At 73.9% G+C, this 11,438-nt stretch carries 13 protein-coding genes; 3 read left to right on the top strand and 10 right to left on the bottom strand.

The window, feature by feature from the left end; all coding sequences use genetic code 11:
- Positions 1-856 (bottom strand): homocysteine S-methyltransferase (mmuM, locus tag PV721_RS35635; protein ID WP_319731765.1); only part of this gene is annotated, 856 nt, incomplete at its 3' end.
- Between the two features lie 12 nt (positions 857-868).
- The gene (locus PV721_RS35630; protein ID WP_319731763.1) at positions 869-1,792 is read right to left on the bottom strand and encodes an LLM class F420-dependent oxidoreductase; all 924 of its coding nucleotides are present in this window, start codon (positions 1,790-1,792) and stop codon (positions 869-871) included.
- A 216-nt stretch (positions 1,793-2,008) separates the two neighbouring features.
- Here PV721_RS35630 and PV721_RS35625 point away from each other — a divergent pair, with 216 nt between their 5' ends.
- Complete coding sequence (locus tag PV721_RS35625) at positions 2,009-2,248, top strand: hypothetical protein (RefSeq protein ID WP_416371254.1); 240 nt, start codon at positions 2,009-2,011, stop codon at positions 2,246-2,248.
- A 49-nt stretch (positions 2,249-2,297) separates the two neighbouring features.
- Here the strand turns inward: PV721_RS35625 and PV721_RS35620 are convergent, their stop codons facing one another.
- The 4 genes from PV721_RS35620 to PV721_RS35605 form a co-directional block, all read right to left on the bottom strand.
- Positions 2,298-2,783, bottom strand: a complete 486-nt coding sequence (locus PV721_RS35620) for a DUF6099 family protein (protein WP_319731761.1) — start codon at positions 2,781-2,783, stop codon at positions 2,298-2,300.
- 123 nt (positions 2,784-2,906) lie between these two features.
- A complete protein-coding gene (locus PV721_RS35615) occupies positions 2,907-3,344 on the bottom strand; it encodes a nucleotide pyrophosphohydrolase (RefSeq protein WP_416371252.1) in 438 nt (145 codons plus the stop codon).
- Complete coding sequence (locus PV721_RS35610; protein WP_416371253.1) at positions 3,341-4,639, bottom strand: ATP-binding protein; 1,299 nt, start codon at positions 4,637-4,639, stop codon at positions 3,341-3,343. Before PV721_RS35610 ends, PV721_RS35615 begins: the two co-directional genes overlap by 4 nt.
- A 268-nt stretch (positions 4,640-4,907) precedes the next feature.
- Positions 4,908-5,303 carry a cell division protein SepF gene (locus tag PV721_RS35605; RefSeq protein ID WP_030721444.1) on the bottom strand — a complete coding sequence of 132 codons (396 nt, stop codon included), beginning with the start codon at positions 5,301-5,303 and terminating at the stop codon, positions 4,908-4,910.
- 157 nt (positions 5,304-5,460) lie between these two features.
- Here PV721_RS35605 and PV721_RS35600 point away from each other — a divergent pair, with 157 nt between their 5' ends.
- Both PV721_RS35600 and PV721_RS35595 read left to right on the top strand, forming a co-directional pair.
- Positions 5,461-6,168, top strand: a complete 708-nt coding sequence (locus PV721_RS35600; RefSeq protein ID WP_319731755.1) for a DUF2470 domain-containing protein — start codon at positions 5,461-5,463, stop codon at positions 6,166-6,168.
- Between the two features lie 37 nt (positions 6,169-6,205).
- Positions 6,206-7,126 carry an NADP-dependent oxidoreductase gene (locus PV721_RS35595; RefSeq protein ID WP_319731753.1) on the top strand — a complete coding sequence of 307 codons (921 nt, stop codon included), beginning with the start codon at positions 6,206-6,208 and terminating at the stop codon, positions 7,124-7,126.
- A gap of 44 nt (positions 7,127-7,170) precedes the next feature.
- On the opposite strand, the gene PV721_RS35590 is transcribed toward PV721_RS35595, so the two are convergent.
- The 4 genes from PV721_RS35590 to PV721_RS35575 all read right to left on the bottom strand — a co-directional run.
- Entirely contained in the window at positions 7,171-7,524 is a 354-nt protein-coding gene (locus PV721_RS35590; protein ID WP_319731751.1) for a ferredoxin family protein, read from the bottom strand.
- Positions 7,521-9,110 (bottom strand): FAD-binding protein, encoded by a 1,590-nt coding sequence (locus PV721_RS35585; protein WP_319731749.1) that lies wholly within the window; start codon positions 9,108-9,110, stop codon positions 7,521-7,523. The genes PV721_RS35590 and PV721_RS35585 overlap by 4 nt, the downstream gene beginning before the upstream one ends.
- Positions 9,107-10,441 (bottom strand): LLM class flavin-dependent oxidoreductase, encoded by a 1,335-nt coding sequence (locus tag PV721_RS35580; protein WP_319731747.1) that lies wholly within the window; start codon positions 10,439-10,441, stop codon positions 9,107-9,109. The genes PV721_RS35585 and PV721_RS35580 overlap by 4 nt, the downstream gene beginning before the upstream one ends.
- Before the next feature lie 85 nt (positions 10,442-10,526).
- A partial coding sequence (locus PV721_RS35575) for an ABC transporter permease (RefSeq protein ID WP_416371251.1) occupies positions 10,527-11,438 on the bottom strand: 912 nt, incomplete at its 5' end.

The following is an 11,438-nucleotide window of genomic DNA, read 5'->3' as shown; positions in this document are numbered from 1 at the left end:
GGCAGCAGCCGCCGATGAGGCGGGCGCCGGCGCGGTGCCAGGCCCGGGTGGGCCAGGGGGCCGGGGTCCCGGGGGTGTGCCAGGTGCGGGTGGCGGCGTCCCAGACGGAGCCGTCGTTGGGGTAGGCCAGGAGCGGTTTGCGGGTGGTGGCGGCGGCTGCTTCGAGGGCGGGCAGGACCTCGGCCGGGTCGCAGCAGTTGACGCCGAGCGCGATGATCTCGGGGGCCTGCGCGGCGAGGGCGAAGGCCTCGGGGAGGGGCGCGCCGGAGCGGGTGCGGCCGTCGGCCACGGTGTAGCTCAGCCAGGCGGGGGCGCCCGTTTCCGCGAGGACGGTCAGCACGGCCTCGGCCTCGTCCGGGTCGGGGAGGGTCTCCACGGCCAGGACGTCGGGGCCGGCGTCGAGCAGGGCCTCGATGCGGGGGCGGTGGAAGGCGGCGAGCTCGCGCACGCTCAGCCCGTACCGTCCGCGGTACTCGGAGCCGTCCGCCAGCACCGCCCCGTACGGGCCCACCGAGGCGGCCACCCACACCTCGTGGTCGGCGGCCCCGGCCGCGCGGGCGGCGAGGGCGACGCTGCGGCGCAGCAGGGCGGTGGTCGCGGCGCGGTCGTGGCCGTGGGCGGCGAAGGTGTCGTAGCCGACCTGGTAGCTGGCGGTGATCAGCACCTCGGCGCCGGCCCGCACGTACGCCGTGTGGGCGGCCTCCACCTGGTCCGGCCGCTCCGCGAGCACCCGGCCCGACCAGAGGCCGCCGGACAGGTCGCAGCCCTGGGCGGCCAGCTGGTTGCTCAGACCGCCGTCCAGGAGCACGGTCCTGCGGCCGAGGGCCTCGGCGAGCAGGCCGGACGCGCGCGGCACGGGGCGGCTCCCCTATCCGAGCTGGGAGAGCACCCGGGCGGAGATCAGCTCCAGGTGGTCCAGGTCGTCGAGGTCGAGCAGCTGGAGGTAGACGCGGGAGGAGCCGGTGGCCTCGTAGGCGCCGATCTTCTCCACGACCTCGGCCGGGGAGCCGGCCAGGCCGTTGGCCTTGAGCTCGTCCACGTCGCGGCCAATGGCGGCGGCCCGGCGGGCCACCTCCGCGTCGTCCTTGCCCACGCACACGACGAGGGCGTTGGAGTAGATGAGGTCGTCGGGCTTGCGGCCGGCCTCCTCGGCCGCCTCCCGGACGCGCCCGAACTGGCGCTCGCTGTCGGCGATGGACGCGAACGGCATGTTGAACTCGGACGCGTAGCGCGCGGCGAGCCTCGGGGTGCGCTTGGCTCCGTGGCCGCCGATGAGGACGGGGACCTTGGCCTGGGCGGGCTTGGGGAGGGCCGGCGAGTTCTCCACCTGGTAGTGGCGGCCCGCGAAGTCGAAGGTGGCGCCGGCCTCGGTGGCCCACATGCCGGTGACGACGGCCAGCTGTTCCTCCAGCCGGGACATCCGGTCCGCCGGGAAGGGGATCCCGTACGCCTTGTGCTCCTCCTCGAACCAGCCCGCTCCCAGGCCCAGTTCGATGCGGCCTCCGGACATCTGGTCCACCTGCGCCACCTGGATGGCGAGGACGCCGGGCAGCCGGAAGGTGCCGGCCGTCATCAGCGTGCCCAGGCGGATCCGCTTGGTCTCGCGGGCCAGACCGGCGAGGGTGATCCAGGCGTCCGTGGGCCCCGGCAGGCCGTCGGCGGATCCCATCTTCAGGTAGTGGTCGGAGCGGAAGAAGGCGTCAAAACCCAGTTCCTCGGTGGCCTTGGCGACGCTCAGGAGGGTGTCGTAGCTCGCGCCCTGCTGGGGCTCGGTGAAAATGCGCAGATCCATGAACCCATCCTGCACTTCCCGCCCCGGCAGGGTGAATCTGCGTCAACCGGATGGTCCACCGGGGACGCCGCCAGTGACCAGCCCGGACGGGGATCGTTTCCTCGGACGGAGCCGGACCGCCCGGCCCGCGCGCCGGCGGACTCCCCCGGTGCGTCCACCGCCCCCTTCCGCCTTGGAAGGGCCAGGGCCGAGGAGGCCGCCATGTCCCACGAGGCCGTGCCGGATACCCCGCGACAGACCGGACCGACCGAACCGAGCGGACAGGCAGCACACGAGCACGCGCACCAGGAGTCCGCGGTACCCGCCCAGGGCGGCGGCGCGCCGAAGGGCCTGCTGCAGCAGATGGAAGAGCTGATGGCGGCGCTGAACGCCGACCTCTCGCAGCTCGACGCCGATCTCCAGTCCTCCACGGACCGCACCCACGAGGGCGAGCGCCCGTCCTACCGGTCGTCCTGACCGTGCGGGTCCCGCCGCGCACGGCGGGACCCCCCTCGATTCGCGCGCATCAGGCCACGCCCGAGGCGGATCCCCGCTCGCGGACCACCATGCGGCGCAGGATCGCCCGTACCCGGTCGCTCGATTCGTCAGCCGCGTCGATGGACTCTATGCACTGCCAGTACAGGGCCTCGTCGTCCGTACCGCAGGCCACCCCGACCAGGGCTATCCCCACTTCACCCAGGAGCGCCTGCAGCCCGAGCAGCACTTGGCGGACATCCGAGACCTCGCTCAGCTGTGCCGCCCGCGGCGGATACTCGGGCGCGCTGCCCTCGCCTCGCAGGGCGGCCCTGTCGAGCACCCCGCACCCTCTGCCTCCCGCTTCCCCCAGTCCCCGTGCCTCCGATCTCAGCTCCGGCGGCCCGGTGACCGCCAGACAGCTCCCGATCCCCTGCGCGAGCGCCTGGGCCTGCCAGGCCTCGCCCACGATGTCCCACGCAGCCCCGCTCTGTGCCAGCGCGTGCCGGCCGGCCGCGATGAGCCGTACCGCATCCATATGCCGTCCCCCGTCCGCACGACATTCCGCCATCCTCACCACTACCCAGAGTGAGGGCAACGAGCCAGTAAAGCCAGGGGTATTCGGAAAATGTGGACACAAACGTGATTGTGGATGAGTCCATCACTCCGAAGAGTGACGATTAGGTGTCGGTGCACCGGTCACAGGGAAGCGGAGTTCGTTCCTCTCGATCTTCGCGGCGAGCGCATCCAGCACATCCACCCCGAGGACCTCACAGAACTGCAGCAGATACGCGAGCACATCGGCCACCTCATCGGCCACGCGGTGGGCGGTTTCCGCCTTCTCCATCACCTTCGCCGACTGCTCCGGTGTCAGCCACTGGAAGATCTCGACCAGTTCGGACGCCTCCACGCTCAGCGCCACCGCCAGGTTCTTGGGCGTGTGGTACGGCTCCCAGCCCCGCGCCGCCGCGAACTCCGCGAGCCGGCGCTGCAGTCGGTCCAGCCGTTCGCCGGGCTGCTCACCGGGCCTTCCACCGGGCCCTTCACCGGGCCGTTCGTCCGGCCGCCGCTCGGGCGCCGGCTCCTGCGTCTCGTTCATGCCCTCAGGTCTACCATCGCGACGCCCGGGAGGCGGCGGGCGGTCGCCGCGGTCTCCTCCCCCACCGCCGCCACCAGCCGGATGTGGCCGCGGCTGCCGGACAGCAGGGCCAGGCGCAGCAGCTCCGCGCTCTGGCGCCGGTCCAGGCCGCGGTCGAAGCCGTCGGCCAGCACGGTCAGAGCCTGCTGCGCGGAGAGCAGTTCGGCGGCCGGGTCCATGGCCAGCACGCCGGGGCCGGTCAACAGGACCAGCGCCAGGGCGAGGAAGCGCAGTTCGCCCGCGCCGAGGCGGGCCAGTTCCGTGGCGGGCCGGGCGGGGCCCCGGTCCAGCACCGCCGTGACCGGGCCACCGGCCGCGGCCGCCCGTACGTCGAGCCCGGTGACGGATCCGGCGCAGCCGGTACGGGCCGCTGCGGCCAGCAGCGCGTGGCGGGTGCCGCATTCGTGGCGCGTCCGGCGCAGTACGTCGGCCAGGTTGGTGCAGTCGCCCAGCAGCCGGCCCTCCCCCGGCGGGACGGCGGCGCGCATCCGGTCGGGGCGGGGGTCGCACGGGAACACCGAGCGCAGGGCCACCACGACCTGCTCGGCGGCGGCCAGGACCTGCCGCTGGCCTGCCGTGGAGCCGGCGACGCGCAGCGGGAGGAGCGCCGTGCCGAGCCGGTCGTCGGGCAGCGGGGCCCTGGTGACGCCGATGGCGCCGCCGGTCAGCCAGGAGGCCTGCACGGAGCGCCGGCCGGGGTCGCGCAGGGCGGTGGCGAGCAGGACCTGCCCGTCCTGCGTGAGCCGTTCGCCGACGATCCGCACGGTGGGCTCGGCCTGGACGGCGAGGTCGAGCCGGACCGGTCCGGCGGGGCCGTCGACCGTGCAGCCGAGGCGGAACCCGCGCCGCCGCTGGGCGTCGGGGACGGCCAGGTCGGGGATGCGGGCGCGCGGATCCGGGAAGGCCTCCTCCAGCGTGGCTCCGGAACCCAGCCCGGCCAGGGACTCGTAGGCGGCCAGGGCCTGGGACTTGCCGCTGCCGCTCGGTCCGGCGAAGAGGGTGACGGGCCCGAGCGGGAAGGCGGCCGACCGGTGGTGTCCGAAGGCGGAGAGCCTCAACTCGGTGACCACGGGCCGCCGGTGCGGCTGCGCCGGCTCGGCGGGCAGTCCGGAGCCTCCGGGTCCGGCCTGCGGCGGCACGATCGGGCCGCCGGCCGGCCCGGCCGGCGCCGAGGAGGCCGGCGCGGAGGAGGCCGGCGCGGAGGAGGCCGGCGCGGAGGAGGCCGGGCCCTCGCCCGCGGAGACGGCCCGTAACACGGGAGCGGCGGGAGGAGCCGGGGCAACGGTCGCCGCGGCGGCACCGGCCCGCGCACGGGCGGCGCGCCGGGCGGGGGCCGGCCCCGCCTGAGCGGGAACGGTGGGGGTGTCGGCCGACTCGCCGTCGATTAAAGCGGCGTCGGGATCGGGGGCGAGAGCGGCGGGGGCGGGGCCCACCGCCGCGTCCGAGGTGGCGTCCATGCCCGGGACGGTACGGGCCGCCGGACCCCCCATGACCCCGGCGAACCGTTCCCTCGCGGGCACCTTCCTACGATCGGGGGACGGCCGCGGCCGCGATCCCCTCGACCTCGGTCCCCACGGGGGCCAGCAGGAAGACGTTGCGGTCCACCCGGTGCATGCCGCTGCCCAGCCCGAAGACCACGCCGCTGCTGAAGTCCAGGATCCGCTTGGCCACTTCGCTGTCCGCGCCGGTGAGGTCGAGCAGCACCGGGATCTGCGCGATCAGGTACTCCGCCACCTCCCGCGCGTCCGCGAAGATCTGAACTCTGATCACCACGAAGCGCCGCTGCTCCGCCACCGACGCTCCGGGCGCCTTGGGAATCGTGCGGTGGTCCACCCGGGAGGGCCACTCGTTGCGACTGCGCAGGGGGACCACCTGCGCGAGCCCCTCCCACTGTTCGTCGGTGACGTCGTACCTGCTCACCGGGCCGCCTCGGCCGCGCGCTTCATGTGCATCCCCCCATCCTCTCGCGTTTCACCCGTTCAGCCCAACAGCGACACGAACCACGCCGGGTGCCCTCGGACTGCCGAATGAGTTAGGTTAGGCATACCTAACTCACCCTGGCGATGGAGAGATCCGCATGCGCATGTCCGGTGCCCCTGCCACCCCGGCCGCCCGGCCCACCGACGCCGAGCGGATCCGGTCGATCCTGACCGCCGCCCACTCCATGACCCTGATCACCGACGAACGGCGCACCGAGGTCCGCCACTTCGACGGCAGCGACCCGATGGGCCGGCTGCACCTGCATCCCGCCGAGCCGGGCGGCGACGCCGAGTACCGGCCCACGCTCCGGCTGGAATTCACCGACGTAGCCCCCACCCCGGTACGCGAGCGGGTGCGCGCCCGCGTCACCGTGCTGGGCCGGCTGCTCACGCCCTATTCGGACGGGTCCGCCGACTCCACCTGCGTGGAGTTCGGCCAGGCCGTCCTGGAGACCGGGCACGGCCTCGCGTACGTCGGCCTCGAAGAGCTGGAGGCGGCCCGCCCCGATCCGCTCGCCCCGTACGAGGCGGGCATGCTCACGCACCTCCTGGACGACCACCACGACCTCGTCACCCTGCTGCTGCGCCTGGTCCGGCCGCTGCCCACCGCCGCGGTCGTGCGCGCGCTGCCGGTCGCCATGGACCGGTACGGGATCACCCTGCGACTGGAGGACCGGCGCGGCCACCGGGACGTGACGCTGCCCTTCCCCTCCCCCCTCGACGAGGTCGAGCAGTCCGGTGCGCAGATCCAGGCGCTCTTCGCCGCTGCCCGCCGCAGCTCGCACCGCAACACCCTGCCCGCGTGAGGGAATAGGGCTCCGCGGGGCCCTGTTGGGAACGATCATGAAGGCCATCACGTACAGCGCATACGGAACTGCCGCGAACCTCACGCTCGTTGACGTACCGCAGCCGAAGGTGGGACCGGGCGAGGTCCTCGTCCGTGTCAAGGCCGCCGGGGTCAATCCGGTGGACTGGAAACTCGCCGCCGGATACCTCGACCCGATCCTCGAAGTCCGTCACCCGGTCATACCCGGCTGGGACGTCGCCGGAATCGTCGAGGCGGTCGGCCCGGACACCTTCGACCACGCCGTGGGCGACGAGGTGTACGGCTACGTCCGCAAGGAGTGGGTGGAGCTCGGCACCTACGCCGAACTGGTCAGCGCCCCGGTCCGCACCCTCGCCCGCAAGCCCCGCGGGCTGAGCTTCGAGCAGGCCGCGGGCATCCCGCTGGCCGGCCTCACCGCCTACCAGTCGCTCACCCGCGTGGGCGCCAAGGCCGGCGAGACCGTGGTCATCCACTCCGCGGCGGGCGGCACCGGCTCCTTCGGCGTGCAGATCGCCGTCGCGCTCGGTCTGCGGGTCATCGGCACGGCCGGGGCGCACAACCACGACTACCTGCGCGCGCTCGGCGCCGAACCGGTGCTGTACGGGGAGGGCCTGGCGGACCGGATCCGCGCACTGGCGCCCGAAGGGGTCGACGCGGCCCTGGACTTCTACGGGGACGACGTGGTGGAAACCCTGCAGTCCCTCGTCAAGGAGCGCGACCGGGTCGTCTCCATCGCCGACTACCAGGCCGCCGCCAAGGGCGCCCACCAGCTGTGGGTGCGCCCCGACACGGCCGACCTGACGTTCCTCGCGGAACTGGCCGACGCGGGCAGCCTCACCGTGAACGTGGAGCACGCGCTGCCGCTCGCCGAGGCGGCCAGGGCCTGGGAGCTGAGCGCAGCGGGCCGCACGCGCGGCAAGATCGTCCTGACGGTCTGACGCGGCGAACGGCAGGGGGCGGTCCGTCCGGACCGCCCCCTGCCTCAGGAGGTGATCGGCCGCTGGTCCGGTGCCAGCGGCGGCCCGACCGCCCTGAGCGACCCGGGCGTCCGTCCTTCACCCCAGCCGATCTCGCGCCGGTAGCTGCCGAGCAGGCCGCGCTCCGCCAGCCGCGCCTCGTCCCGTACGGCGGGGTCGTCCGCCGCCGGGCGGGTCAGCGGGGAGACGAACAGCGCGTCCACCGGGCAGTTGGCCTCGCACAGGAAGCAGGTCTGGCAGTCCTCCTGCCGGGCGAGCAGCGGGAACCCCCCGGGCCCCCGCTCGAACACGTCCGTCGGGCAGACCTCGATGCACTTGTCGCAGGTGATGCACCGGTCGCGCGAGACCAGTTCGATCACGCCGCCGCCCCCGTACCCGTCAGGGCCGCGGGCCGGGTCCACACCCGGTCCAGGCCGCCCACCAGGATCCGGTGGTGCAGCTTCGGGTCCTGCTCCGGATGGTCCAGGCGCTTGGCCATCCCCCGGGTCTCCGGCCGGGCGAGGGCGGCCGCGTACATCCACCGCGCGTGCGCCGTCATCGCGGCCGCCTGCCGGGCCCTGACCAGCTCCGCGCCCTCGCCGTGGAGCGTGGCCCGCAGCTGCGACCAGGCCGTGTCGAGGGTCCGCAGCGAGGCGGCGAGGACGTCACCGCGGCGCAGGTAGTTCTTGTCGTACGGAAGGACCTCCGCCTGTACGAGTTCCACGGCGGCCCGGTGCCCGCCCGGCGCGGCCCGGTTGCCCGTCGGGCGCAGTCCGGCTCCGCCGGCGCCGGTGACGGGGCGGCGGGCGGCCCGTTCAGGACCGAGGGACAGGGCGTGCCGGGCGGCCCCCCGGCCGGCCCAGCTGCCGGAGGACACCGCCCAGGCGGCGTTGTGGCTGCCGCCTCCGGTGAAGCCGCCGCAGATCTCCTCGCGGGTGGCCGCGTCCCCGGCGGCGTAGAGACCCGGGACGCCCGTGGCGCAGTCGTCGCCGGTGATCCGGATGCCGCCGGTGCCGCGGACCGTGCCCTCGGCGAGCAGGGTCACGGCGAAGCGGTCGGTGAAGGGGTCGATGCCGAGCCGGTCGAAGGTGAGGAAGAAGTTGGGCTGCGCGAGGCGCATCGCGGCCCGGGCCTTCTCGTCGGCGCGGTCGAGGCGCGCGTACACCCGGGCGCCCGTGAGGAGTTCGCGGGCGATCGCCGAGCGGCCGCCCTGGCTGGCCGCGCCCTCCAGCACGCTGCCGTCCTCCTGGTAGAAGGTCGCGAAGGAGTAGAAGGCGGTCTTGGTGACCGAGGTGCCCTCGGGGGCGATCCCGTAGGCGTTGGAGAACTCCATGCCGGAGAGCTCCGCCCCGGCCTCGGCGGCGAAGAGTGCGCCGTCGCCGGTGTTGGTGTTGGTGCCGAGCGCCCCGCTGAGGAAGGCGCAGCCGCCGGTGGCGAGGACCACGGCGCCGGCCCGGACCCGGTAGTGCTCCCGGGCCTGGCGGCGGTAGCCGGCGGCGCCCGCGACGGCGCCGTCCGCATCGGTGAGCAGTTCGGTGACCGGGCTGTGGTCGAGGACGCGGACCCCGGCGCGGCGGATCAGGATGCGCATCCGCCGCATGTACTCGGGGCCTTGGAGGCCGTTGCGGAGCGGCCGGCCGTCCGGCCCGGTGGGGAACGGGTAGCGCCCCTCGGTGGCCAGCTCGTTCATCCGGTCGTACGTCTCGTCGAGGACCCGGGCCATCCAGCGCCGGTCGGCCAGGTAGCCGCCGAGGCCCTCGCGCGAGGCCATGGCCGCCTCGCGGGAGGCGGGCTCGGGCGGGACGTACCAGACGCCGGTGCCGCCGGCGGCCGTGGCGCCGCTCGTACCGCAGTAGCCCTTGTCCGCCAGGACGACCCGGGCCCCGGCCCGGGCCGCCTTGAGGGCGGTCCAGGTGGCGGCCGGTCCGCCGCCGACGACGAGGACGTCGGTGACGTGGTCCGTCATGCGTCCTCCCGGGTGTGGCGGTTGGCCGGGCGGGCGAGGCCGTAGTTCTCCCGGAGGGTGCGGCCGGCGTACTCGGTGCGGAACAGGCCGCGCCGCTGCAGGATCGGCACGACGTGGTCGACGAAGTCGGTCAGGCCCGTGGGCAGGACGGGGGCCATGATGTTGAAGCCGTCGGCGGCGCCCTGCGTGAACCACTCCTCCAGCTGATCGGCGATCTGCTCGGGGGTGCCCGCGAAGGTGCGGTGGCCGCGGCCGGCGCCGAGACGGGCGATCAGCTCGCGCAGGGTGAGGCCGTCGCGGCGGGCCAGCTCGGCGACGAGGGTGAAGCGGCTCTTGTTGCCGTTGATGTCCCGCTCTTCGGGCAGGTCGGGCAGCGGGCCGTCGAGGGGCAGCCCGGTCAGGTCGACGCCCAGCATCCCGGAGAGCTGGGCGAGGCCGTACTCCGGCACCTGGAGGTCGGTGAGCTGCTGCTCCAGGGCCTTCGCCTCGGCCTCGGTGGATCCGATGACGGGGGCGATCCCGGGCAGGACGAGCAGGTCGCTCTCGGTGCGTCCGTACTTGACGAGGCGGGACTTGAGGTCCTTGTAGAAGGTCTGGCCGTCGGCGAGGGTCTGCTGGGCGGTGAAGACGGCCTCGGCGTACTGGGCGGCGAACTCCTTGCCGTCTTCGGAGGAGCCGGCCTGCACGAGGAGCGGGTGGCCCTGGGGCGAGCGCGGGACGTTGAGCGGTCCGGCGACCCCGAAGTACTCGCCGCGGTGGGCGGCGGGGTGGAGCTTGTCGGTGTCGGCGTAGATGCCGCGCTCCTTGTCGAGGACGATCGCGTCGTCCTCCCAGCTGTCCCAGAGCTTGGTGGCGACGTCGAGGAACTCGCGGGCCCGGTCGTAGCGGAGGTTGTGCGCCAGGTGCTCGTCGCGGTTGAAGTTACGGGCCTCGTCGACGGTGCCGGAGGTGACGATGTTCCAGCCGGCGCGGCCGCCGCTGATGTGGTCGAGGGAGGCGAACTTCCGGGCCGTGTTGAAGGGCTCGTTGAAGGTGGTGGAGACGGTCGCGATCAGCCCGATGTGCTCGGTGACGGCGGCGATGGCGGACAGCAGGGTGAGCGGCTCGAAACCGCCGAGGGCGTTGTAGCGGGCCTTGCCCCAGAGGGCGAGTCCGTCGGCGAAGAAGATGGAGTCGAGCCGTCCGCGCTCGGCGGTGCAGGCCAGTTCCTGGAAGTAGCGCAGGTCGGTGACCCGTTCGGGGGTGCTGTCGGGGTGGCGCCAGGCGGCGTCGTGGTGCCCGGCGTTCATGAGGAAGGCGTTGAGGTGGAGGGTCCGGGGGGCGGTGGTCATGACGGTTCCTCGTGTGTCAGGTGGCGCGAAGCGGGGGTGTGCCGTCGGGCGGCGGTGTCGGCCGTTGGCCGCCAGCCGTCAGCCGTCAGGTCGGGACCCGCCAGGTGCTGAGGCGGCGTTCGATCGTGACCAGCAGCTGGTTGAAGGCCACGCCGACGGCGGAGATGGTGACGATGCCCGCGTACATCTGCGGGATCGCGAAGTTGAACTGCGAGGCGTTGATCAGATAGCCGAGGCCCGCCTTGGCGCCGATCATCTCGGCGGCCACCAGGACGAGGATGGAGACGGCACCCGCCAGCCTGATTCCGGTGAAGACGGCCGGTACGGAGGCCGGCAGGATCACCTTCTGGAACAGGCGGGGCGTGGAGAGGTCCATCGACCGGGCGAGCCTGATCAGGGTGGGGTCGGCGTTCCGGACGGCGCTGATGGTGTTGAGCAGGACGGGCCAGAGGCAGGCGTACACGACGATCGACACCTTCGAGGTCTCGCCGATGCCGAGGAGCAGCACGAAGACCGGGAGCAGCGCGAGGGCCGCGGTGTTGCGGAAGACCTCCAGCAGCGGCCCGAGGAAGTCGGCGAGGGGCCGGTACCAGCCGATGAGCAGGCCGAGCGGGACCGCGACGGCCACGGCGATGCCGAAGCCGCCGAAGGAGCGGACCAGGCTGGCCCGGGCGTGGTCGGCGAGCTGGCCGTCGCCGGCCAGCTCCCACCAGGCGACGGCCACTTCGCTGATGGGAGGCAGGAAGGTGGCGTCGACGAGGCCGGCGCGCGGGGCGACCTCCCAGAGGGCGACCAGGGCGAGGATCGCGGCGGTCCGGACGGCGACGGTCTTCAGGGCGCCTACGACGGCGAGTGCGGTGGTCCTCGTCCGGACGGGGGCCGGGGCTGCAGGCGCGACGGGCACCCGGGCCGACCCGGGGTCGGCGTCGGCGTCGGCGTCGGCGTCGGCCGGGGACTTGCCGGCCGGGGTTCCGGCCGTGGCGGGGCCGGCCGGGGC

The organism is Streptomyces sp. MB09-01, assembly GCF_033794505.1.
GTDB lineage: Bacteria > Actinomycetota > Actinomycetes > Streptomycetales > Streptomycetaceae > Streptomyces.
The sequence above is the reverse complement of the archived record's forward strand: the minus strand, read 5'-3'. Positions and strand labels throughout refer to the sequence as shown.